This window comes from Brachybacterium sp. sponge (assembly GCF_001613775.1).
Lineage (GTDB): Bacteria > Actinomycetota > Actinomycetes > Actinomycetales > Dermabacteraceae > Brachybacterium > Brachybacterium conglomeratum.
Window position 1 is genome coordinate 887,660 of the sequence record NZ_LRMP01000001.1, and the last position, 22,445, is coordinate 910,104.

The following is a 22,445-nucleotide window of genomic DNA, read 5'->3' on the forward strand; positions in this document are numbered from 1 at the left end:
GTGGTCCGGCGTAGTCCGAGCGCTCAGCGCACCGAGTGCGTGTGGTTCGGGCGGTGCATGTGCAGCGTCGGGTGCTGGGCGGCGAGGCGCTCGCACAGCGCGGCGACCTTCGGGTTGTGGGTGAGGCCGACGAAGATCGCATGGGCCTCAGGGCTTGCCTAAGCCGTGCTCGGCTCAGGCGCCGCGCTCGGCGACGAAGCGGCGCGCCACCGAGAGGTCCTCCTCGCCGAGCCCCGCCGCGACCAGCTCGTTGTACGCGCTCCGCAGCGCGCCGAGCAGGGCGGGGGAGGTGCCGGTGTCCTCGGCGACTTCGGCCGCGAAGCCGAGGTCCTTGGTCATGTACGCGGCGGTGCCGCCGGGGGAGTAGTCGCCGGCGACGAGCTTGTCGCGCTTGTCCGCCAGCAGCGTCGAGCCCGCGTAGCCGCCCGAGAGCACCTCGAACAGGTCCGCCGGAGCGATGCCGCTGCGCTCGGCGAGGACGGTCGCCTCGGCGATCGCCATCATCGTCGCGCCGACGATCATCTGGTTGCACGCCTTCGCGACCTCGCCGGCGCCGAGCGGGCCGAGGTGGCGCACCGTTCCGCACGGGGCGAGCAGTGTGCGCGCCCGCTCGACGTCGGCCGACGCGCCGCCGGCCATGACCGACAGCGTGCCCGACCGCGCCCCGGCCTCACCGCCGGAGACCGGTACGTCCACGAGGCGCACCCGGCCGCCCGTCTCGCCGACCAGCCGGTCCGCGAGCTCGCGCACCCCGCGCGGGGAGCTCGTCGAGCCGATCATGAGCAGCAGCTCCGTGCCGGCGGCGAGCAGGGAGTCCGGGCCCTCGAGCATCGGGGCGAGCTGGGGCAGGTCCGGGAGCATCACGAGCGCGGCGTCGACCTGCTCGGCCAGCTCGCGCGGAGTGTCCGCCCAGGTCGCGCCGGCCTCGATCAGTGACTCCCTGCGGCTTCGGGAGTGGACCACGAGGGCGCCGTGCGCGGCGAGCAGGTGGTGGGCCATCGGCTCGCCCATTGAGCCCAAGCCGATCACGCCCAGGCGTGCGCGGGCGGGGGAGGGCAGGGAGGAAGCGTCATCGGTTCGCATGCCGACAGACTATGGCAGTCCACTGGAGTGGACACTGTTCACTCCTCTGAATCTGGGGTACGCTCGCCCCGCAGTCACCGCAGACCGTCCCCGTCCGAGCGAAGGAGCTTCGATGACGACCACCCCCGAGCAGCCGGCCCCCGCCGATGCCGCCCGCCCCCGCGTCGTGATCGGCGTGGACCTCCCCGAGGAGCTCTGCGCCCGCATCGAGCAGGCCGAGCCGCGCGTCGAGGTGGTCCGCGACCACGAGCTCTACCGCCCCCGCCGCTTCCCGGCCGACTGGGACGGCGACCCCGCCCACCAGCGCACCGCGGAGCAGCAGCGCCGCTTCGAGGAGATGGTCGACAGCGCCGACGTGCTCTTCTCCCTCCCCGACGTCGACCCCTCCCAGCTCGCCCGCACCGCGAGCGCCAACCCGCGCCTGCGCTGGGTGATGACCATGGCCGCCGGCGGCGGCTCCCAGCTGCGCGCCGCGGGCCTCGCGCCCGAGCAGCTCGAGCGCATCGCCGTCACCACCAGTGCCGGCACCCACGGCGGCCCGCTGGCCGAGTTCGCCCTGCTCGGCGTGCTCGCCGGCGCGAAGACCCTGCCCCGCCTCCTCGCCCAGCAGCGCGACCACGACTGGTCACCGCGCTGGGAGATGCGCCAGCTCGACACCATGCGCGTGCTCGTCGTCGGCCTCGGCGGCATCGGGAAGGCCTGCGCGGCCCTGTTCCACGCCGTCGGCGCGACCGTGCTCGGCACCACCCGCTCCGGAGCCCCCGTCGAGGGCGTCGACGAGCTCGTCCCGATCGAGGACCTCGCGAGCGCGGCCGCCGACGTCGACGCGATCGTCGTGACCCTGCCCGGCACCGACTCCACCGTCGGCCTCGTCGGCCCGGAGGTGCTCGGCGCCGTGCGGCCCGGGACGATCCTGGTCAACGTCGGCCGCGGCACCGTCGTCGACGAGCCGGCGCTGCTGGACGCTCTCGAGACCGGCCGCATCGGCTTCGCCGCCCTCGACGTCGTCGCCCGCGAGCCGCTCACGGCCGACAGTCCCCTCTGGGACCACCCGAACGTGCTGATCAGCCCGCACACCGCGGCGCTCGACCGGCGCGAGGAGGAGCGGATCGTCGCCCAGTTCATCGAGAACCTCCGCCGCTTCCTGCACGGCGAGGAGCTCGCCAACCGCGTCGACACCGTCGAGTTCTACTGAGCCGGGAGGACGAGCGACGATGCCCGAGACGACCCGCGACCCCGCCCCCGCCGTCACCCGCGCGCTGCGCGTGCTCGAGCTGCTCGAGCAGTCGGGCGGTGCCCCGCTGACCCTCTCCGACCTCGCCCGCGCCCTCGACGCCGCGAAGTCCTCCACCTCCAACATCTGCGCCGTCCTCGAGGACGGCGGGATGATCCGCCGCGTCGAGGCGGGATACCGCCTGGGCCGACGCACCGCCGAGCTCGGCGGCGCCTTCGCCCACGAGTTCAACCAGATCCGCGAGTTCTACGGCGTCGTCGAGGCCGACCCGGTGCTGCGCGGGGAGGTCGTGCAGGTCGCGATGCTCGACGGGGAGTACTCCCTCTATCTCGCCCGGCACGAGGGCCGCGCCCACCGGCTCGGCACCCCGCTCGGATCGCGCCTGGCCGCCGTCACCACCGGCGCGGGGCTCGCGATGCTCTCGCGACTGGACGACGCCCGCATCGACGAGGCCATCGCCCGCACCGAGGCGCCCGGCATGCCGTCCGCCGAGCAGATCCGCACCCAGATCGCCGAGACCCGCGAGCGCGGCTGGTCCGTCGACCCGGGCCGTGGGCTGTCCGGGATCTGGGGCGTGGCCGTGCCGCTGGAGCCCTGGCGACCCACCGACCCGCCCCTCGCCCTCGGCGTCGCGCTCCCCGCCGCCGAAGCCGACGAGCAGACCCTCGAACGCCTCGGCCGCGCCGCCCTCGGCGTCGCCGCCCAGCTCACCAACCCGTTCCTCCGACCCGCCGGCTGACCCCGGCGCCGCACACCCCCCGGGCCCGTCGGCCCCTCTCTGAGCCATCGAAGGAGATGTCCCATGAGCTCCACCCCCAGCCCCACGACCCCGCCGGACGCGGTCGCCGCGGACGCGGACCGCGAGTACCAGGCGAACCTGCGCCGTGCCACGCTCTCCTCGAGCGTCGGCAGCGCGCTGGAGTACTTCGACTTCGCGATGTACGGCCTGATGACCGCCCTGGTCTTCAACCAGCTGTTCTTCGACCAGTCCAATCCCGCGATGGCCCTCATCGCCGCCTTCGGCATCTACGGCGTCGGCTTCGCGGCCCGCCCCATCGGCGGCCTCGTCTTCGGCCTGCTCGGCGACAAGGTGGGCCGACGCTTCGTGCTCGTCACCACGATCGTGCTGATGGGCGGCTCGTCCATGCTGATCGGCGTGCTGCCCACCTACGAGTCCGTCGGCGCGCTCGCGCCCGCGCTGCTCGTGGTGCTGCGGCTCGCCCAGGGCTTCGGCGCGGGCGCCGAGCAGGCCGGCTCCACGGTGCTGATGGCCGAGTACGCCCCCGTGAAGCGGCGCGGCTTCTTCTCCGCCCTGCCCTTCGTCGGCATCCAGGCCGGCACCCTGCTGGCCGGCCTCGCCTTCTCCGCCCTGACGCTGCTGCCCGAGGAGCAGTTCCTCTCCTGGGGGTGGCGCCTGCCGTTCCTCGCCTCCGTGGTGCTGATCCTGCTGGCGCTGTGGATCCGGGCGAAGCTCGAGGAGACCCCCACCTTCGTCCACCTGGAGAAGCGCGAGCAGACGGCCGAGCGGCCGCTGCGCGACATCTTCACCAAGGGCCTGCCGGGCGTGGTCGCCGGCATCGGGCTGCGCATGGCCGAGAACGGCGGCTCCTACCTCTTCCAGTCCGTCTCCCTCGCCTTCGTCACCTCCGCCGCGATCGGCCTGGACCGCGGCTCCGTCGCCTGGGGCGTGACCCTCGGCAGCCTCATCGGCGTCTTCTCCGTGCCGCTGACCGGCGCGATCTCCGACAAGGTGGGCCGCGTGCCCGTCTACCGCTTCGGCGCCGTGTTCATGCTGCTGTACAGCTTCCCGGCCTGGTGGATGCTGTCGCTGGGCAGCACCGGACTCTCGATCGCCGTGGTCGCGATCGGCATCGGCGTGGCGGTGAACTCCATGCTCGGCCCGCAGTGCGCGATGCTCCCCGAGCTCTTCGGCAACCGCCACCGCTATCTCGGCGTGGCGATGGCCCGTGAGCTCTCCGCGGTGCTGGCCGGCGGTCTCGCCGGCGTGCTCGGCGCGTCGCTGATGGCCTGGACCGACGGCAACTGGATCGTGCTGGGCCTGTACATGGCGACCCTCGCCGCGATCACCACCGCCTCCACCTTCCTGGTCCCCGAGACCCGCGGCCGCGACCTGCTGCGCACCGAGGACGCGATCCGGCTGTCCACCACCGAGAAGGACTCCGCCTACGAGGCCGAGGCGGCCGTCGTCCCCGGTTCCGGCGCCGCGGACGAGACGTCGAGCCCTGCACGGGCCTGAGATCCTCGCAGGAGGCCCGGGACCGTTCCACGGCCCGGGCCTCCTCGTCCCACCACGCCCCGCGCGTTCCTCACGAAGGAGAGACCTCGTGTCCGACCTGTTCGACCTCACCGGCCGCACCGCTCTGGTGACCGGCTCCACCCGCGGCATCGGCCGTGCGCTCGCCACCGGTCTGGTCCGGGCCGGGGCGCGGGTGATCGTGCACGGCCGGGACGCGGGGCGCGCTGCTGCGACGGCCGAGGGGATCGCCGCCGCCGTCGCCGCGGAGCGCGCGGGCGCGGCCGATGGGACGACCGCCGCCGACGCGACCGGCGTCGGTGCCGAGGCGACGGGCGGGGCCGGCGAGGTGCCCGAGGTCCTCTCGGCCGGCTTCGACGTCACCGACCCCGCCGCCGTCGACGCGGCGCTCACCGTGATCGAGGCCGCGCACGGCACCCCGGACGTGCTGGTCAACAACGCCGGCATCCAGCGTCGGGCGCCGATCGCGGAGTTCGCCGACGAGGACTGGGACGCGCTGCTGGCCACGAACCTCTCCGCCGCCTTCTACTGCGCCCGCCGCGTCGCCCGCGGGATGATCGCGCGCGGCAGCGGGAAGATCGTGCAGATCGGCTCGGTCCAGTCCCAGCTCGCCCGCCCCTCGATCGCCGCGTACAGCGCGACCAAGGGCGGGATCGCGATGTTCACCAAGGGCCTCGCCGCGGACCTCGCCCCGCACGGCATCCAGGTCAACACGCTCGCCCCCGGCTACTTCGCCACCGAGCTCACGAAGGCCCTGGTCGAGGACGAGGAGTTCTCCGCCTGGGTCGCCCGGCGCACGCCCGACGGGCACTGGGGCGACGTCGAGGACCTCGTCGGCCCGCTGGTGTTCCTCGCCTCCGACGCGAGCCGCTTCGTCAACGGCCAGACCCTCCACGTCGACGGCGGGATGACCGCGGTGGTGTGAGCGGCCGGGCGGGCACGGGACGACGGGCCGGGATCGCGGGGAAGGAGCCATGGATCCCGGCCCGCCGCCGGCCGGAGGAGCCGCGTACCCTACGAGCTGTGAGCTCCTCGTCCCGCCGCCCCACCTCCGCCGATGTCGCGACGCGTGCGGGTGTCTCGCGGGCCACCGTCTCGATGGTGCTCAACGGACGTGTGGAGGGGACGGTCGCCGTGGCCACCCAGCAGCGCGTGCTCGCCGCCGCCGCCGAGCTCGGCTACACCCGCTCGGCCCTCGCGATCTCCCTCAAGGAGCGTCGCTCGCGCACGATCGGTCTCATCACCGACGAGATCGCGACCTCGCCCTTCGCCGGCCGTATGGCGCGCGCTGCCTCGATGGTCGCTGCCCGGCACGATCACCTCGTGATCACCGTGGACCTCTCGCTGCGCGACCACACCGTCGAGGATGCCGCCCGCCTCCTTGCCGAGCGCCAGGTGGACGGACTGCTCTACGCGACCATGGGCCGCATGAGGGGCCCTCTCCCCGTCGTGCCGCCGGGGATCCCGCTGGTGCTGGCGAACCACGAACCGGTGCCGCCCGGGGCGGACGAGCGCGGCGAGGGTGCCGAGCTGCCGCCCACCTTCGTGCCCGACGACTACGGCGGCGCCCGACGTGCTGCTCGTCGCCTGGTCGAGACCGGTCATCGGCGGATCGCTATGCTCTCCGGCGACGATCGCTCCGTGGCCGTTCTCGAGCGGGAGGCCGGCTTTCGTGACGAGCTGGCGGACGCAGGCATCGAACCGCGGATGGTGAAGGCGGGGTGGCAGATCGACGACGGCTACCGGGCCGCCGCCCGGCTGTTCGCGGGGGAGAACCCGCCGACGGGTGTGTTCTGCATCCGTGACCGGGTCGCTGCCGGGGTGCTCCAGGCCGCGGCCGCGGCGGGCATCGCCGTTCCGGGGGATCTCTCGGTGATCGGCTTCGATGACGAGGACTTCTTCGCCGAGCGGCTCGTTCCGAAGCTCACGACGATCGCCCTGCCCCACGAGGAGATGGGGCGCCGGGCGATGGTTGCGCTGTTCGCGCGACTGGAGGGCGAGGCGGCGGGCGACGATGCGGGTGTCGTGGTCGTCGAGTGCCCGCTCGTCGAGCGGGAGTCGGTGGGGATCGCACGCGAGCGCTGACCTCGCTCGACGTCAGCACTGCGCAGGCTGGTCGAGGCGGCTTCGACTCCGATCCGGCCGGGTCTGGGTCCGGTTCGGGGGCGGAGTGGACTGGGGCCTCGTCGGAGTGTCCTGGATGTGGTCGCTGAACCAAGGTTGACACGTGTGAAAGCTGCACTCCATACTCGTCTCGCACGACTTAGGCACGTGTGAAAGCGATGTGTCGGCGAGGACGCCGGACAGCCGCATCGACCCGCACCTCCTCTATCAACACGCTTCGACCGTCCCGACTCTCGACGAAGAGGACCGCATGGCCAGCCCCTCCACCCTCACCCGCCGCGCCCTCCTCGGCGCCGGCGGCGCGGCAGCCCTCGCCGGCACCGTCGCCGCCTGGCCCCGCCTCACCGGCGCCGACATCCCCGGCCGCGGCCAGGACGCCCTGACGATCCTGATCCTCGGCACCTCCCAGGACGCGGCCGGCCGTCAGGCGATCGCGGATGCCTTCATGGAGACCCACCCCGACATCCCCGTGCTGATCCAGTCGGTGCAGGCCACCGACTGGGGAGACTTCTTCGCGAAGATTCTCACGATGGTCGCCTCCGGCACCCAGCCCGACATCGTCTACACGGCGACCGAAGGCGCGCAGCTCTTCGCCGAACGCCTCGCGCTGCCGCTGGACGACTACCTCCTGCGCGACGCCGAGGAGATGAAGGACTACTTCGAGGACGTCCACCCCAGCCTCATCGAGGCGTTCATGTACAAGGGCTCCCTCTACCAGCTCCCGCTCGACTTCAACGCCGCGAACATGTACCTCAACCTCGACGTCCTCGAGCGCAATGGCCTCGAGATGCCGACGGAGGACTGGACGAAGGACGACTTCACCGAGCTGCTGCGCGGCATGAAGGGCGACGCCACCCCCTACTACTGGACCAATCGTCTCTTCGGCGGGATCGTGCCCTGGCTCTACGTCAACGACACCTCCTTCCTGATCGAGGAGCGGGCGAGCGGCGGCGAGGACTTCTGGTCCACCTTCTATCCCGGCGAGCAGCGCTCCGGCGGTTATCTCTGGACCGGCTCCAACGCGACCGACGACCGCGTCCACGAGAGCTTCGAGCACCTGCGCGGCCTCGTCGGCGAGGGCCTCGCCGTGCGTCCCGAGGAGGGCGGCGGCAACACCCTCGTCGGCCTGTTCGCCTCCGGTCGCATCGGCACCACCCCCGCGGGCGGCTACTGGGTGCAGGGGCTCGCCGAGGGCGGCATGCGTCCCGAGCAGTACGACGTGCAGTTCTTCCCGCGCTGGAAGACCCAGCGTCACCAGTTCGGAGGCGCCGGATACGCGGTCATGAAGACCACCGACAAGCCGGACCAGGCCTGGGAGTGGATCAAGTACACCGCCTCGAAGGAGGCGATGGAGCTCGCCTTCCCGACCCCCTCGACCACTCCGACCCGGCGCTCGATGGTGAACGACTCCCTGTACACCGGCATCGGTCCGGAGCACTGGTCACGCTTCTACGAGACCCTCGACCGCTTCCCGTCCACCGGCCCGATCCCCGCCCCGCCGCAGCAGGCCGCCGTCGAGACGGCGCTCATCCGCAATGTCTCCACCGCGCTGTCTGGCGGTCCTGAGCAGGTCGCACGGTCGCTCGCGGATCTGGACGCCGACCTGCGCGCCGTCTTCTCCGAGGAGGACCCCTCATGACCGCCGATCGCGACAGCGCCCTGCTGCGCTGGCTCTTCCTCGCCCCGACGATGCTCGGCATCGGCATCTTCGTGGTGCTGCCGATCGTCGGCTCGCTCGCTCTCGCCTTCTTCCGCTGGGACATCATCACCTCCCCGCAGTTCGTGGGGCTGGAGAACTTCGCCGACCTCGCCACGGACCGCACCGTCGGCATCTCCTTCCTGAACACCGCCGTGTTCGTGGTCGTCGCGGTCGCCGCCCAGCTCGTCATCGCGATGCTGCTCGCCGTGCTGGTCAGCTCCCGGATGCCTCCGTGGCTGCGGGTGTTCTTCCGCTCGACCTTCTTCTTCCCCCTCGTGCTGTCCGCCGCGAGCGTCTCGATCCTCATGAAGTACCTGTTCAACGAGAGCTACGGCGTCATCAACTGGCTGCTCTCGCTGGTGGGGATCCCGGCCGTGCCCTGGCTGACCAGCCCGCAGTGGGCCATGGTCGTGGTGATCGCGGTGTACGTGTGGCAGAACTTCGGCTTCTCGTTCCTGCTCTTCATCGGCGGCCTGAGCTCGATCCCCACCGAGATCTACGAGGCCGGCTCCATCGACGGGGCGACCGGCTGGCGCCAGTTCCGCCATCTCACCCTGCCGCTGGTGAGTCCCACCGTGCTGGTCGCCTCGGTGATGGCGATCATCTCCGCACTGCAGGTCTTCGACCAGCCCTACGTGCTCACGCGCGGCGGGCCCGGGGACTCCACCCGCACGGTCGTGATGGTCATCTACGAGAGCGCCTTTCGCGAGCTCGAGTTCGGGCGTGCCAGCGCGATCGGCCTGGTCCTCATGGTCCTGATCATGCTCGTCACCGCCGCCCAGTTCCGCCTCGCCCGACGCTTCGTCTTCTATCAGTGAGCCGCGCTCCCGCCGTCGCGAGCGCCCCTGTCCCCGTCCGGAAGGACCCCCGATGACACGCCGCCTGCCCGCCCTCGCCAAGTACTCCGCCCTGTTCGTCGCCGCCGTGCTCACCCTCGGTCCGGTGTGGTGGACGTTCACCACCTCGCTCCGGCCCGCCGCGGAGTCCTTCAGCCTCCCCCCGAGCTTCTTCCCCACCTCACCGGACTTCTCGAGCTATACCGCGGTGTTCGAACAGATCGCGGTGCCGCTGCTCGTGCTCAACAGCGCCCTGGTCACGGGCGTGGTCGCGATCGGGCAGATGCTCACCGCCGCGATGGCGGGATACGTCTTCGCCCGCATGGAGTTCCGCGGCAAGAACGCCCTGTTCGCGATCGTGCTGTCGACGATGATGGTCCCGGTGCAGGTCACGATCGTGCCGGTGTTCATGATCATCCGCGGCATGGGGCTCTCCGACACGCTGCTCGCGCTGATCCTCCCCGCGATCCCCACCGCCTTCGGGACCTTCCTGATGCGCCAGTACTTCCTGGGCCTCCCGCTCGAGCTCGGGGAGGCCGCGGCGCTCGACGGCGCGAGCCCCTGGCGCACCTTCTTCTCCATCTACGCGCCGCTGGCGCTCTCCGGCATGGCGATCGTGGGGGTCCTCGCCTTCAATTACCACTGGAACGAGTTCTTCCGCCCGCTGATCTTCATGATCTCCGAGCAGAACTACACCCTGCCGCTTGGCCTCGTGACCCTCCAGGGCAACCTCGGCACCGGATCGATCTCGGTCGTGCTGGCGGGAGTGATCCTCTCGATGGTGCCCGCCGTGGTCGTGTTCCTCTTCGGCCAGCGCTATCTGCGCGAGGGCCTCACCGCCGGGTCCTCGAAGTGACCCCTGCCCACCGTCCCCGCCCCCACGTCACCAGGAGCAGCATCACGATGACCGACACCCTCGACCTCGGCTTCCCGGCCCTCCACCGCGTCCACCCGCTCGGCTGGATCAACGACCCCAACGGCATCCACCGCACCGCCGACGGCCGCTGGCACGTGTTCTTCCAGTACAACCCCGCGTCCACCCGCCACGAGCACATCCACTGGGGTCACATGTCCTCCTCGGATCTGGTGAGCTGGCGCGAGGAGCCGCTGGGCCCCGTGCCCCGCCCGGGAGAAGCCGACCAGGACGGATGCTGGAGCGGCGTCGGACTCCTCGACCACGCGCCCGACGCGAGCGCCGCCGAGGGTGCCGAGCTGTCCGCCGGACCCGTCGCCGGCGGGCCCGGTGCCCCCGCCGTCCCCACTCTCGTCTACTCCGGGGTCGACGGGATCGAGAACCAGCTCGCCCGCGTGCTCGTCGCCCGCCTCGATGAGAGCGGCACCGAGCTGGTCCGCACCGGCGTGGTCGCCGCCGAGGTGCCCGAGGTGCCCGGACTGATCGGGATCCGCGACCCCTTCGTGTTCACCTACGGCGGGAAGCGCTGGGGGATCCAGGGCGCCGGGGTGCGCGAGGGCGGTCGCTTCGTGCCGACGCTGCTGCTGTACTCGTGCGAGGACCTCGAGAACTGGGAGCTCGTCGGCACGCTGCTGCACGGGGACGACCCTGTCGCCGCCGAGCACTCGCCCGCCGATCTCTGGGAGTGCCCGCAGCTCGTGCCCGTCGGCGGGCGCTGGGTGCTGCTGCTGTCCCGCTGGGGGCACCCTTCCACCCACGAGCGCTCCACCCTCCAGGTCGACTACCTGGTGGGAGACCTCGTCGACGGCCCGGACGGCGCGCCGCGCTTCGCGCCGACCGCCGGGGGGGAGGTCGACATCGGTCCCGACTTCTACGCACCCCAGGCCGTCGTCGACGCCGAGGCCGGCCGGGTGCTGCTGTGGGGCTGGTCATGGGAGGGGCAGCAGCGCAGCCAGGAGCAGACCGACGCCCAGGGCTGGGCCGGAGCGCTGACCTTCCCGCGGGAGCTGCGGCTCGACGGGGAGGAGCTGCGCAGCGCGCCGGTCCCGGAGCTGCGCGCGCTGCGGGCCGAGGCGCTGCCCCTGGAGGCGGCGGACGACGTCGACGTGCCCGGGGCGACCGGGGCCGGCGGCACTGTCGAGCTCCTGCTCGAGACTCCCGCGCGGGCCGAGGTGCGCACTCGCGGGGCCGTCACGGTCGAGATCCTCGGGGCCGACGGCACTGCGCGCGAGGTTCTCTCGGCCGATGACGGACCCGCGACGCTGTTCCTCGACGCGAGCCTCCTCGAGCACCTCCCGGACGCGGCTTCCCCGTGCACTCTGCGCTTCTATCCGGCAGACGGCGATCGGGTCCGCGTGCGCGGGGCGCTCGCCGAGGCGTGGGCGCTCGAGCTGCCCGGGCGCTGAGCCTCCCGCCGCGGCATCCCGAGCGCTGCCGGGTCCGGTACCCCCGATCCGAGGCCCGGGACCGCCGGTGGCATGGTCGGTCACGGGCGTCTGGCGTACCTCTATGCCTATATGGGCATAGAGGTACGCCCTGCGCCGGTAGTCGACCATGCTCTGCGGGATGCGGGATGCGGGATGCGGGATGCGGGATGCGGGCTTGGGGCTGGGGCCGGTGGCTGCAGGGTGCCTGGAGCTGAGTGCGCCCTGGCCCTCCGCGGGCGGGGTGGGCCGGGTGTCAGCGCACCCCTAGCGGCAGCATCTCCGCGAGCGCCGTGCGCCAGGGCGTGAGGTTCCAGCCCTGCGCGGCGACCCAGTCGTCGTCGAAGTAGGTGTCGGTGTAGCGGTCGCCCGGATCGCACAGCAGCGTCAGCACCGAGCCGCTCTCGCCCTTCTCGCGCATCTGCGTGATCAGCTGCGCCGCGGCGATGAGGTTCGTGCCGGTCGAGGCGCCGACGCGCCTGCCGAGCACCTCGGAGAGATGTCGGGCGGCGGCGACTGAGGCGGCATCCGGCACCCGGATGATCCGGTCCACGACCCCGGGCACGAAGCTCGGCTCGACCTGCGGGCGGCCAATGCCCTCGATCCGCGAGCCGGACCCAGTGGTGAGATGCGGATCCTCCTGCACCCATCCGGGGAAGAACGCGGAGTTCTCCACGTCCGCGACGCACAGGGAGGTGGGCAGGGACCGGTAGCGCAGCAGGCGTCCGAAGGTCGCGCTGGTCCCGCCGGTCCCGGCGCCGACCACGATCCAGCGCGGCACCGGATGCGGCTCGAGCTCGAGCTGGGCGAGGGCGCTGACGGCGATGGAGTTGTTGCCCCGCCAGTCGGTGGCGCGCTCGGCGTGGGTGAACTGGTCCAGGAACAGCCCGCCGAGCTCATCGGCCAGGCGCTGCGCCTCCCGGCTCATGTCCGCCGCGCCATCCACGACGTGGCACTGCCCGCCGGCGAACTCGATCAGCGCGATCTTCCGCGCGCTCGTGCCGCGCGGGACCACGGCCACGAAGGGGATGTCGAGCATCCGCGCCACATGGGCCTCGCTCACCGCGGTCGAGCCCGACGACGCCTCGATCACCGGCATGCCCGGCCGCAGCTGTCCGTTGACCAGGGCGAACAGGAACAGCGAGCGGGCCAGTCGGTGCTTGAGGCTGCCGGAGGAGTGGGTCGTCTCGTCCTTGAGGTAGAGCTGGATGTCCCAGTCCTCGGGCAGGTCCAGGCGCACCAGGTGGGTGTCGGCGCTGCGACGCCCGTCGGCGTCCAGGCGGTGGATCCGCTCGGCGACCCAGGCCCGCAGGTCCTCGTCGCTGCGATCGACGTCCTGCAGGGGCTCGGGCCAGCGCGCATCGATGGTCATGGGGAGACCGTACCGAGTCGGGTGTCGGGGGCAGGACGGGCGCGGTGGATCTTCGCCCGTGTCGGTCTACGACCCGGGCACGGCCGGCCGAGGCGGCGGGTGGGCCGGCGGGCGGGGTCAGGCGTGGCCGGCGACTGCCCCGGTGTCGCCGGGCCGCGTCCCGCTCTGCTCCCGCAGCTTCTCGACCGTGTCGGCGGGGGTCGCGTCCTGTCGAAGGGCGGCGGGACCGCCCATGCCGCACGAGCCCTTCCGGGCCTGGTGGGACGTCCTTGATCCGTGTGCTGACCGGGCGGAAGGAGGGCGCTGCCGCTCAGGGTGTGCGCAGCGCCCCGAAGGTGAGGCGGCGCCGCAGTTCGAAGCCGAGCTTCTCGTAGCCCGCGATCGCGGCGGTGTTCGCGGCGGAGGCGTGCAGCAGCGCCCTGTCCCCGCGGCGCTGGATGTGGTGGGCGACGTCGAGCACGAGGCGGGAGGCGAGACCCTGCCGGCGATGGTCGGGATGGACCGCGACCGCGCTGATCTCGGTCCAGCCCTCGGGGTGGAGGCGCTCGCCGGCCATCGCGATCAGCTGTCCGTCCCGCCGGATCCCCACGTAACGGCCCATCTCGTGGGTGCGCGTTTCGAAGGGCCCGGGCCTGGTCTGCGCGATCAGGGCGAGCATCTCCTCGGCGTCGGCCGCTCCGAGCTCGACCGCCTCCGGCTCGGGGCGCGGGGCGAGGCGGTCGGTCTGGACGAGCTGCACGCCCGGGATCTGGAACTCCGGCGCCCAGCCGGCCGGCAGCAGCGGATCGGCGTGGGAGACGGAGACCACGGCATCGTGCCCGAACACGTCCAGGATCGCGTCCCACACGTCGGGGTGCTCCCAGTCGCGCACTCCCACGAAGGGGGAGACGTCCTCCGGATAGCGCAGCACGTGCTCGTTGCCGATCGCGAGCTCGCGGTGGGCGCCGGTGAGCGAGGACCAGGCGGGGTTGTCGAGCACCGGATGCTCCGCGTCCGAGGGGGCGTCGGCGCTCGCGACGTGGGGCTGTTCGTCCAGTGGCATGCGGTGTCCTCGTGCGGCGGGGTGGGCGTGACCGCGCCACGCTACTACCGACGGGGCATCGGCGCGCAGCTCTGTCACTCCGCGTGAACGGCGCGGGCCAGCGGGGCTCGAGGGACGATAGGGCGCGGCCGACGAGGACGATGCCCACCGCCTCGTGATACAAGGCGAGTTGTCATTGAGGTAAAGAGATCGTAAAGTCGTCGCCGAGCGGTCATCACGACCGCGACCCGGACGGCCGTTGCGGAGCGCGCGGCGACGGGGAACCCCAGGGGAGGTCGGGATGTCGAGGACAGTGGCGTCGAGGACAGCAGGGGTGGGTGCGGCGGTGTCGGGGGACGCCGGGGCACGAGGGGCTCGCCGCGGCACGAAGCGGCGCGGAGGGGCGTCCCTCGCGGCGCTTCTCGCCGCCGGTGCGCTGCTGGCGGGCTGCGGGACGGCCGTGCCTGAGGCGGCCGACGCCGAGGACCCGGAGCGGGCCGCGGTCGCGATCCCGGACCCGGGCGAGCCGGAGCGGGACGGCGCGGCGGCGGACGACGCGGCGGGGAACGCCTCCGGCATCGTGACGACCGCGGGCGACCAGGGCCAGGCCGACGATGGACAGAGCGGCGACGACCAGGGCCAGGGCAGCGACGACCAGGTTGAGGACGACGGCCAGGGTGAGGCGGACCCGGGCCCGTCCGCGGCAGACCTGCCCGCCTCGTGGGCCGGCACCTACTCGGCCGAGAGCCTTCCGCTCGGCAGCGGGTATCTCGTCATGCAGAACCTCTACGGCGAGCACCGCGGGGCCACGTCCATGGAGGCCTCCGACATCGCCGGCCAGGAGTTCTTCGCGAGCAGCGGAGCGACCTGCGAGGGCGCGGCGACCCTCGCCGGCGACACCGCCGACTGCGTCCTGCCCGACGACGGCCGAGGCATGGGCGAGCAGATCGCCGTCGTCCACCTCGTCCCCGCGGCGTTCGGCGCGACCTCGCTGCTCGTCGAGGTCGGCGCCACGGGCGGCCTCGCCGTCGCCGAGGCCCCGCAGGGCATCGGCGGCCTGAGCGCGGCGGTGCCGAGCGAGGTCGCTCTGGAGGAGGTCGAGGGCGCCATGGTCACCGCGGTGATGATGGCCGACAGCCCCGAGGGTCCGCTGCCCGAGGAGCTCGGTGCGCGATGCGAGCTGCGCGACGGCGGCCGGCACGCGCTGTGCGAGATCGTCGGCACCCCCGACGGCGGCGGCGACGGCAGCTGGTACGGCACGCTGCAGCCCGGCTACGGCAACTACGTCGTGCTCGCCACGAAGCTGCCCGCCTGACCTGCCTCCGCCGGGTTGCCGGGCCGCCGGCGCTGCTCAGGCGAAGGGCGCCGAGGCCTCGTCCAGTGCGGCGACTTCCTGCGCGGAGAGCTCGAGACTCGTGCCTGCGAGGAGGGCGGGCAGCTGCTCGGGCGTGCTCGCCGAGGCGATCGGGGCGGTCGTGCCCTTGGCCAGCAGCCAGGCGATCGCGACGGATGCCGGCTCCGCGTCATGCGTCGCGGCGACCTCGGTGAGCACGTCCACGACGGCCAGGGCGTCCTCGGTGAGCTGGTCCTGGACCATGCCCTTGCGGGCGCGGCCCTCGAGGTCCTCCTTCGTGCGGTACTTGCCGGTCAGCAGGCCGGAGGCGAGGGAGAAGTAGGGCATGACGGCCGCGTCGAACTCGCGCGCGATCGGGGCGTAGTCCTTCTCGTACCCGGCGCGGGCCAGCAGGTTGTAGTGCGGCTGGATCGCGACCGGCACGGTGAGGCCCTCGCGGGTCGCGACCTCGAACCACTCCCGCATGCGCTCCGGCGAGAAGTTCGACAGGCCCAGGTGGCGCACCCTGCCGGAGCGGACCAGGCCGTCGGCGATCCGCACCTGCTCCTCGATCGAGACCTCCTCGTCGTCGTAGTGGGCGTAGTAGAGGTCGATGCGGTCGGTGCGCAGCCGCTCGAGCGACTCGTCCAGCGCCGCCTCGACGTTCTCGGCCGACAGGCCCGTGCGCGACGGCTTCGCGCCGACCTTGGTGGCCAGCACGATCTCCTCGCGGTTCCCGCGCGCCTCGAACCATTCGCCGAGCACCGTCTCGGAGTCGCCGCCCTCGCTGCCCTCGGCCCAGGCGGCGTAGACGTCGGCGGTGTCGATGAAGCTGCCGCCGGCGGCGACGAAGGCGTCCAGCACGGCGAAGGACGTCTCGCGGTCCGAGGTCCAGCCGAAGGTGTTCCCGCCGAGGTTCAGCGGGAGCACCTCCAGGTCGGTGCGGGGCAGACGGGTCAGGGATGCGGTCGGAGCAGAGTTCATGGAGCACTCCTCGTGGCGGGGTGGGGCCGGGTCGGTCCGCGCCCATCGGCTCTCGGGCTGCGGGCGCGGCGGTGGCCGGCCGGTGCGTCCATCACGCTAGCGCGTCTTCCTGGCAGGCGACAGAGCCCGTCCGACGGACGAGGCGCGAGATGAGCTCGACGCGGTTCTCGTCGCTCAGCCCTGTCCCGGGGAGGTCGACTACCGTGGCCGTGCCCGCCCCGCCGGGCCTCGACCAGCCCCGGAAGGAGCACGGCACGTGCCGAACGCCCAGGACCCTAGCAGCCCGGACCCAGACCGCCGCGCCTCCCGTCGCCCCGCCCCGAGGGCCGTCGCGCTGGTGCTGCTCGGGATCATCCTGCTCCTCTCGATCGGAGCGTACGCGCTGGTCACCGCCTGGCTCGGCTGAGCCCGCCGCGCCGTCGTCGGCAAGGGTCTGCGACCCCGCCGCTCCGTCGTGCCCGTCCTCTAGGCTCGAGGCATGAGCACGGGACGGGGGACGCCCTCCGACTACGACTGGGAGGACGGCGCCGACGCGCCGGGCGCCTCCGACCCGTCCGCGCGCACCCCCGCCGACCCCGCCGCGCTGCCTGCGCTTCCCCGTCGGGGCGCACGCGCCGTCCCGTCGCGCGACCTCACGGCCGACGTCTCCGCCTGGTCCGGGACGGGGGCCGGGCCCGATGCGACCGGCGCGGCCTCCGAGGAGCTCCCCGGCATCCCCGGCGGCCTCTCCGACACCCCCGCCGAGGGTCCCTACGGCGCGCCGTCCTTCACCTACGACGCCCCGGAGCAGACGCCCGACGAGGAGCGCCGCGACGGCCGCCTGCCCGCCTGGGCCATCCTCGCCATGGTCGTCGTGCAGGGCGCGGCCGCCGTCGCGATCGTCGCCCTCGTGCTGGGCGCCGGGCAGAACCTGCTCGGCGGCAGCGCGGCGGACCCGTCGGCCGCGCCGCCCTCCGCGCCCGCCACCCGCTCCGCCCCGCCCGCGCAGACCGAGCAGCCGCGCGAGCCCGGCACCGTCCTGGACGCGCAGGGGCGCGAGGTCACCGACGGCACCGGCGGCTACGACCGGCCCGCGACCGTCGGCGAGCACACCGTCGCCTGGAGCGTCTGGACCGGCGGGACGCTCAGCGTCACCCCGCTGGCGGTCGACCTCGACGCGACCCTGCCCGGCGCGAGCGGCGAGGGCGCCATCCAGGAGGGCTATCGCCTGATCCTGGTCGAGTACGAGGTGCGCTACGACGGGACCGGGCATCTCGCGCCCGCCGAGGAGCTGTGGCTGACCGGTGAGTCCTCGCGCACCTACTTCCCGGACGTCGGCGAAGGCCTCGTCCCCGACCCGATGAAGCGCATCACCCCGCTCGCCGACGGGGCCAGTGCCCGCTTCCACAGCGCCTTCCTGGTGCCCGAGGCGGAGATGGAGAGCTTCCGGCTCGGGGTCGAGACGTTCAGCGGAGAGGTCCTCTACTTCGCGACCACCTGAGCGCGCCGTCGGCGGGTGGTCGCCGGGCGCCCGGGAGCCGGCGCGTCGGCCGTGAGCCGAGGACTCGCAGACCGGAGGGGCGTGGGACGGATGGGCGGGCCGGAAGCCGCAGGCCGGAGGGCGCGGGCCGCGTGCGCTAGCGTGAGGGTGCCCCGCGCAGGGGCAGCGCACCGCACCGGGGGAGGGGCGGCGACGACCGCGGAGCGGCGCGCCGCAGGAGGAGTCGACATGCAGCCCACGCCACCCACCCAGCCGCTGCCCGAACACCGCCCCAGCACCTCCTTCTACGTCGCGGTCGCCGCCGTCTCGGTGATCGCGGGGCTGCTGCTCGGCGTCGGCGGCTTCTTCGGGATCCGAGCGCTGATGGGTCCGACCGCCCCGAGCGAGGAGGAGGTCGCGACGGAGCAGACCGTCCCCGAGGGCGGCGAGGTCCTCGCCGAGGCCCCCGTCGGCCCCGACGAGGCGGTGGCGCACGACGCCGTCGTCCCCTTCGAGCCGACCGAGGACAGCGGCCGCGTCGACGTGCGGATCACCGCCGTGGACTGGGACGCGACCGAGGAGATCCGGGAGACGAACTCCCTCAACGACGAGCCGGCCGAGGGGATGAAGAACATCATGGTCACCTTCGAGGGGGTCCATCGCGGGGAGAAGCCCTTCGCCACCTACGGCGGCCACTGGATCGACGTCACCTATGTGGCCGCCGACGGCACCGAGTACAAGAACGGCGCCCAGGTCACCCCGCTCTACGACGAGATCACGCAGAAGGAGACCGCCGTGCCGACGGACGAGATCCTCTCCCAGCAGGCCTTCGTGGTCCCCGAGGAGATCCAGGGTGACGGGCACTTCGTGCTCACCCCGCGCGCTGGCGATGTCCAGGAGGGCATCTGGCTCCGCGCGAGCTGAGGCGGTCGGACGGAGCGGCCCCGGTGGACACCCGGCCCCGACCTGGGGCATGATCTACCTGAAACCCGCAGTATCAGACAACTGTGCGGCACTCGACGACGAGAACGCGAAAGGCCCCTGATGAGCAGCTACACCGAGCACGTCACCCGAGTCGTCACGGAGGATCGCGAGCATCCCGGACTCGGCACCGTGGCCGTTCTGACCTTCGCCCCGCCGGAGGGCGAGGAGCGCCGCCCCGCGACCCTCGGCCCCCGTTCCATCGACGCCGTCACCGGCGCGATCGCCGCCGCGCTCGACCGTGCCGAGGCCGGGGAGATCCGCGCGATCGCCCTGACCGGCACCGGCCGCACCTTCCTCGCCGGCGCCGACCTGTCGATGTTCGCCGACCCCACCGCCGCCGAGAACGTCCGCGCGATGACCCGCGCCGCCCACGACCTGCAGGTCCGCGTGCGCACCAGCCCCGTCCCGATCCTCGCCCACCTCAACGGCGTCGCCCTCGGCGGCGGCCTCGAGGTCGCGCTCATGGCCGACGTGCGCACCGCCGCCCCCGGCGTGCGCGGCATCGGCCTGCCCGAGACCAGCCTCGGCATCCTCCCCGGCTGGGGCGGTACGACGCTGCTGCAGTCCGTCGTCGGCGCGGAGACCGCTGTGCGGATGATCCTCGAGGACCCCGCCCGCGACCGCCAGCTCACCGCCGAGAAGGCCCAGGAGGCCGGGCTCGTCGACGAGATCGCCGCCGACCTCGACGAGGCCCTCGAGCAGTTCGCCGCCCTGGTCGCCGCCCACGTCGACGTCGACGAGACCGACACCGACGTGGTCGACCCCGCCGTCGTCGGCGAGACCGCCCCGGCCGAAGCGGCCGGCGCCTGGGGCGGCCGCGCCCCTGCCCTGCCCGCCGTCGACTCGCCCGAGGCCGAGGAGCTGCTGGACGCGCTCGACGCCCCGCACAGCCCCGCGGAGACCCGCCGCGCCTGGGCTCAGCGGCTCGAGGCGCAGGGCGCCCCCGCCGTCGGCCGCGCCCTGATCCTGCTGCAGCAGCTGCCCGGCTCCACCCTCGAGGACGCCCTGGCCCGCGAGGGCGACGCGCTCGCCGAGCTCGTCCGCAGTGATGCCGCCGCCGCGTCCCTCTACTCCGCCGAGCTGCTGCGCCGCGGCAAGCCCGGCCGCACCCCGGTCGAGGGCGCGCGGGAGATCACGCGCGTCGGCGTCGCGGGCGCCGGGCTGATGGCCTCCCAGATCGCGGCGCAGCTCGCGCTCGGCCTGCAGGTCCCCGTCGTCATGCGCGACCTCGACGAGGCCATCGCCGAGAAGGGCCTGGCCGCCGCCCGCGACGTGATCGCTCAGACCGCCGCCCGCGGACATCTCGACGAGAAGACCGCGAACGCGATCGCCGAGAACCTCTCCGCCACCACCGACCTGCAGGAGCTCGCCGGCTGCGACCTCGTGATCGAGGCGGTGCCGGAGGTGCTGACGATCAAGAAGTCCGTCTTCGCCGAGCTCGAGGGCGTCCTCGCCGAGGACGCGCTGCTGGTCACCAACACCTCCTCGCTCTCCGTGTCGAGGATGGCCGAGGACCTCGCCCGCCCGGAGCGGGTCGTCGGCCTGCACTTCTTCAACCCCGTCGCGAAGATGCCCCTGGTCGAGGTGATCCACACCGAGAAGACCGACGAGCAGACCCTCGCCACCGGTCTCGAGGTGGTGCGCCGCCTGCGGAAGTTCGCGGTGCGCAGCGCCGACGCGCCCGGCTTCATCGTCAACCGCCTGCTCTTCCGCGTGCTCGGCGGCGTGCTCGCCTCCCTCGACGCCGGCGCGGACCCGGTGGAGGTCGACGCCTCCCTCGACGCGCTCGGCATGCCGATGCGCCCCTTCGAGCTGCTGGACCTGGTGGGGCTCGGCGTCGCCGACCACGTGGGCCAGGTGCTGCTCGAGGAGCTCGGCGACCGCTTCCACGCCTCGCCCGGGCTCGGCGTCATGGCGCAGGGCGGCGTCCACTTCACCGAGCGCAGCCGCACCTCCGTGCACCCGCCGGTCTCGCCGACGGTCGCGCAGGTCTTCGGTGAGGGCGAGCGCCCCGCCGGCATCGAGCCGCTGGTCGGCGAGGCGCTGCTGGAGAAGGTGCGGGCGGGCCTGGCCGAGGAGATCCAGCTGATGATCGAGCAGGGCGTGGTCGAGCAGCCCGAGCAGGTGGACCTCGCGCTGATCCTCGGAGCGGGCTTCCCCCGCCACCGCGGCGGGATCACCCCCTATCTCGACGCCTCGGGAGCGTCCGAGCGCACCACCGGCAGCGCCTTCCACGGGGAGCGGTTCACCGCGGGGCGCTGAGCCCGGTCCCGACGGGGGCGGCCGACGTGCGCGGTCGCCCCGTCCCGTCGCGGGGTACGGCAGGTGAGGACGACGCGGCGTGACCGTCGACGGGAGCGCACGACGGCTCCGCCCGGCATCGTGACCCGACTGCGACATGACGGATGCTGAGCGGAGCCTGGACGCGCTCTACGATGACGCGGACGGACCCGCGCAGGTTCGTGCAGAGCTCGTCCCGCCAGCAGAGAGGGGTCGGCGCCGCAGCCGGCGCCGGAACGGACCATGTCGCAGCCACCGCAGAACCCGTGGGGTCAGCCCCCTTCCGACGACCAGTACGGGCAGCAGCCCGCGAACGGCGGCCACGGGCAGGGACCGCAGCCCTATGGCCAGCAGCAGGGCTACGGCGAGGGGTACGGGCAGCAGGGATACAGCCAGGGCTCGCCGAGCGGAGCCTACGGGCAGCCCTCACCGAACACCGGCTACGGCCAGGACTCGCAGGGCTGGGGCCAGGCGCCGTCCGCCGCGCCCGCCTTCGGGGCCGACGCCCAGCAGCCTTACGCCCAGCACGCCGAGCCGCCGAAGAAGTCCTCGAAGACCCCGCTGCTCATCTGCGCGGGCTGTGCGGTGCTGGCCCTGATCGTGCTTCTCGTCGGCGGCGGCATTTTCCTCTTCACCCGCGACGGCGGGGAGCCCACGGACGACCGGACCACCTCGGAGCAGGCCACCACCGAGGACGGCGAGGAGCCGACCGAGGAGGACGCCACGACCGAGGAGGCGACCTCGGAGGAGGCGACGACCGAGGAGGCCACCTCGGAGGAGGCGACCGAGGCCGCCGCCGACGGCAAGGGCACCAAGGACGCCCCCTACGCGATCGGCGAGAAGTTCACCGTCGAGGACGGCGAGGGCGGGACCCTCACGTCACCATCGGTGACGTGAACTGGGACGCGACCGACGAGGTCATGGGTGCCAACGAGTTCAACGAGGAGCCCGGGGAGGGCGAGACCTACATCCTCGTGCCGGTGTCGATGACCTACCACGGAGACGGCACGTCGGAGCCCGGCTTCTCCCTCATGGTCGACTACGTGACCGAGGGAGGGAACTCCTACAGCGACGCCGGCTCCGTGACGCCGAAGAGCTGGATCGACGTGGGCACCCTCCACGACGGCGGCACCGGGGAGTGGGAGATCGGCATCCTGATCCCGGCCGACCAGGCGAAGAACGGCCACTTCGCCGTCTCCCCGCTGCTGAACTTCAGCGCTGAGGACGTCTGGGTCAAGGCCGCCTGAGGCCGAGCCCGCCACCATGACGGCCCGCCGGCTTCCGGAGCGCACCGGAGGCCGGCGGGCCGTCGTCCGTGAGGGGCCGCGCACACTGCGCTGCGGGGCGAGCCGCGGGCGCTGATGCCGGTGGGGCGGGGACCGGCCCTCCGGTCGTCCGAGGGAGTCGGCTGCAGCGTCCGTCGG

The 22,445-nt window shown here is 73.0% G+C and carries 20 protein-coding genes; 16 read left to right on the top strand and 4 right to left on the bottom strand.

Features of this window, described 5'->3' with window-relative positions:
* Positions 1-174: 174 nt before the first annotated feature.
* Positions 175-1,083, bottom strand: coding sequence for an NAD(P)-dependent oxidoreductase (locus A4A78_RS03975; RefSeq protein ID WP_062947096.1), 909 nt, complete (start codon positions 1,081-1,083; stop codon positions 175-177).
* 112 nt (positions 1,084-1,195) lie between these two features.
* Between A4A78_RS03975 and A4A78_RS03980 the strand changes: the two genes are divergently transcribed.
* The 9 genes from A4A78_RS03980 (at position 1,196) to A4A78_RS04020 (ending at position 11,570) form a co-directional block, all read left to right on the top strand.
* Entirely contained in the window at positions 1,196-2,278 is a 1,083-nt protein-coding gene (locus A4A78_RS03980; protein WP_062947097.1) for a D-2-hydroxyacid dehydrogenase, read from the top strand.
* Positions 2,279-2,297: 19 nt separating this feature from the next.
* Positions 2,298-3,056: an IclR family transcriptional regulator gene (locus A4A78_RS03985; RefSeq protein WP_062947098.1), complete on the top strand. Its 759-nt coding sequence runs from the start codon at positions 2,298-2,300 to the stop codon at positions 3,054-3,056.
* A gap of 63 nt (positions 3,057-3,119) precedes the next feature.
* Complete coding sequence (locus A4A78_RS03990; protein WP_062947099.1) at positions 3,120-4,574, top strand: MFS transporter; 1,455 nt, start codon at positions 3,120-3,122, stop codon at positions 4,572-4,574.
* 88 nt (positions 4,575-4,662) lie between these two features.
* Positions 4,663-5,517, top strand: coding sequence for an SDR family oxidoreductase (locus A4A78_RS03995; RefSeq protein WP_062947100.1), 855 nt, complete (start codon positions 4,663-4,665; stop codon positions 5,515-5,517).
* Positions 5,518-5,615: 98 nt separating this feature from the next.
* On the top strand, positions 5,616-6,677 hold the full coding sequence (locus tag A4A78_RS04000) for a LacI family DNA-binding transcriptional regulator (protein ID WP_062947101.1): 1,062 nt from the start codon (positions 5,616-5,618) through the stop codon (positions 6,675-6,677).
* A 289-nt stretch (positions 6,678-6,966) separates the two neighbouring features.
* Positions 6,967-8,355, top strand: coding sequence for an extracellular solute-binding protein (locus A4A78_RS04005; protein WP_062947102.1), 1,389 nt, complete (start codon positions 6,967-6,969; stop codon positions 8,353-8,355).
* On the top strand, positions 8,352-9,233 hold the full coding sequence (locus A4A78_RS04010; protein ID WP_053915932.1) for a carbohydrate ABC transporter permease: 882 nt from the start codon (positions 8,352-8,354) through the stop codon (positions 9,231-9,233). Before A4A78_RS04005 ends, A4A78_RS04010 begins: the two co-directional genes overlap by 4 nt.
* Before the next feature lie 52 nt (positions 9,234-9,285).
* Entirely contained in the window at positions 9,286-10,107 is an 822-nt protein-coding gene (locus tag A4A78_RS04015) for a carbohydrate ABC transporter permease (protein WP_010549173.1), read from the top strand.
* A 47-nt stretch (positions 10,108-10,154) separates the two neighbouring features.
* Positions 10,155-11,570, top strand: a complete 1,416-nt coding sequence (locus A4A78_RS04020) for a glycoside hydrolase family 32 protein (protein ID WP_062947103.1) — start codon at positions 10,155-10,157, stop codon at positions 11,568-11,570.
* 274 nt (positions 11,571-11,844) lie between these two features.
* Here the strand turns inward: A4A78_RS04020 and A4A78_RS04025 are convergent, their stop codons facing one another.
* A complete protein-coding gene (locus tag A4A78_RS04025) occupies positions 11,845-12,960 on the bottom strand; it encodes a PLP-dependent cysteine synthase family protein (RefSeq protein ID WP_062947104.1) in 1,116 nt (371 codons plus the stop codon).
* 310 nt (positions 12,961-13,270) lie between these two features.
* A complete protein-coding gene (locus tag A4A78_RS04030) occupies positions 13,271-14,002 on the bottom strand; it encodes a GNAT family N-acetyltransferase (protein WP_062947105.1) in 732 nt (243 codons plus the stop codon).
* 439 nt (positions 14,003-14,441) lie between these two features.
* Between A4A78_RS04030 and A4A78_RS04035 the strand changes: the two genes are divergently transcribed.
* Complete coding sequence (locus tag A4A78_RS04035; protein WP_156488548.1) at positions 14,442-15,296, top strand: hypothetical protein; 855 nt, start codon at positions 14,442-14,444, stop codon at positions 15,294-15,296.
* A 36-nt stretch (positions 15,297-15,332) separates the two neighbouring features.
* On the opposite strand, the gene A4A78_RS04040 is transcribed toward A4A78_RS04035, so the two are convergent.
* Positions 15,333-16,298 (bottom strand): aldo/keto reductase, encoded by a 966-nt coding sequence (locus tag A4A78_RS04040; RefSeq protein ID WP_062947107.1) that lies wholly within the window; start codon positions 16,296-16,298, stop codon positions 15,333-15,335.
* A gap of 256 nt (positions 16,299-16,554) precedes the next feature.
* Here A4A78_RS04040 and A4A78_RS17735 point away from each other — a divergent pair, with 256 nt between their 5' ends.
* From A4A78_RS17735 to A4A78_RS04065, 6 genes are all read left to right on the top strand, one after another.
* On the top strand, positions 16,555-16,704 hold the full coding sequence (locus A4A78_RS17735; protein WP_156488549.1) for a hypothetical protein: 150 nt from the start codon (positions 16,555-16,557) through the stop codon (positions 16,702-16,704).
* Positions 16,705-16,776: 72 nt separating this feature from the next.
* Positions 16,777-17,778: a hypothetical protein gene (locus A4A78_RS04045; RefSeq protein WP_062947108.1), complete on the top strand. Its 1,002-nt coding sequence runs from the start codon at positions 16,777-16,779 to the stop codon at positions 17,776-17,778.
* Between the two features lie 228 nt (positions 17,779-18,006).
* Positions 18,007-18,681, top strand: a complete 675-nt coding sequence (locus A4A78_RS04050; protein ID WP_062947109.1) for a hypothetical protein — start codon at positions 18,007-18,009, stop codon at positions 18,679-18,681.
* 120 nt (positions 18,682-18,801) lie between these two features.
* Positions 18,802-21,003 carry a 3-hydroxyacyl-CoA dehydrogenase NAD-binding domain-containing protein gene (locus A4A78_RS04055; protein WP_062947110.1) on the top strand — a complete coding sequence of 734 codons (2,202 nt, stop codon included), beginning with the start codon at positions 18,802-18,804 and terminating at the stop codon, positions 21,001-21,003.
* A 261-nt stretch (positions 21,004-21,264) separates the two neighbouring features.
* On the top strand, positions 21,265-21,918 hold the full coding sequence (locus A4A78_RS17740) for a hypothetical protein (protein ID WP_062947111.1): 654 nt from the start codon (positions 21,265-21,267) through the stop codon (positions 21,916-21,918).
* A complete protein-coding gene (locus tag A4A78_RS04065) occupies positions 21,915-22,268 on the top strand; it encodes a hypothetical protein (protein ID WP_062947112.1) in 354 nt (117 codons plus the stop codon). The genes A4A78_RS17740 and A4A78_RS04065 overlap by 4 nt, the downstream gene beginning before the upstream one ends.
* Positions 22,269-22,445: the final 177 nt, after the last annotated feature.

Bases quoted from the DNA above. Each gene is read 5' to 3' on its own strand.
- A4A78_RS04040 (WP_062947107.1), bottom strand. From the start codon at position 16,298: ATGAACTCTGCTCCGACCGCATCCCTGACCCGTCTGCCCCGCACCGAC.
- A4A78_RS04055 (WP_062947110.1), top strand. From the start codon at position 18,802: ATGAGCAGCTACACCGAGCACGTCACCCGAGTCGTCACGGAGGATCGC.
- A4A78_RS04015 (WP_010549173.1), top strand. From the start codon at position 9,286: ATGACACGCCGCCTGCCCGCCCTCGCCAAGTACTCCGCCCTGTTCGTC.
- A4A78_RS17740 (WP_062947111.1), top strand. From the start codon at position 21,265: ATGTCGCAGCCACCGCAGAACCCGTGGGGTCAGCCCCCTTCCGACGAC.
- A4A78_RS04050 (WP_062947109.1), top strand. From the start codon at position 18,007: ATGCAGCCCACGCCACCCACCCAGCCGCTGCCCGAACACCGCCCCAGC.
- A4A78_RS03980 (WP_062947097.1), top strand. From the start codon at position 1,196: ATGACGACCACCCCCGAGCAGCCGGCCCCCGCCGATGCCGCCCGCCCC.
- A4A78_RS04030 (WP_062947105.1), bottom strand. From the start codon at position 14,002: ATGCCACTGGACGAACAGCCCCACGTCGCGAGCGCCGACGCCCCCTCG.
- A4A78_RS04010 (WP_053915932.1), top strand. From the start codon at position 8,352: ATGACCGCCGATCGCGACAGCGCCCTGCTGCGCTGGCTCTTCCTCGCC.
- A4A78_RS04025 (WP_062947104.1), bottom strand. From the start codon at position 12,960: ATGACCATCGATGCGCGCTGGCCCGAGCCCCTGCAGGACGTCGATCGC.
- A4A78_RS04005 (WP_062947102.1), top strand. From the start codon at position 6,967: ATGGCCAGCCCCTCCACCCTCACCCGCCGCGCCCTCCTCGGCGCCGGC.
- A4A78_RS04020 (WP_062947103.1), top strand. From the start codon at position 10,155: ATGACCGACACCCTCGACCTCGGCTTCCCGGCCCTCCACCGCGTCCAC.
- A4A78_RS03990 (WP_062947099.1), top strand. From the start codon at position 3,120: ATGAGCTCCACCCCCAGCCCCACGACCCCGCCGGACGCGGTCGCCGCG.
- A4A78_RS03975 (WP_062947096.1), bottom strand. From the start codon at position 1,083: ATGCGAACCGATGACGCTTCCTCCCTGCCCTCCCCCGCCCGCGCACGC.
- A4A78_RS04045 (WP_062947108.1), top strand. From the start codon at position 16,777: ATGAGCACGGGACGGGGGACGCCCTCCGACTACGACTGGGAGGACGGC.
- A4A78_RS03985 (WP_062947098.1), top strand. From the start codon at position 2,298: ATGCCCGAGACGACCCGCGACCCCGCCCCCGCCGTCACCCGCGCGCTG.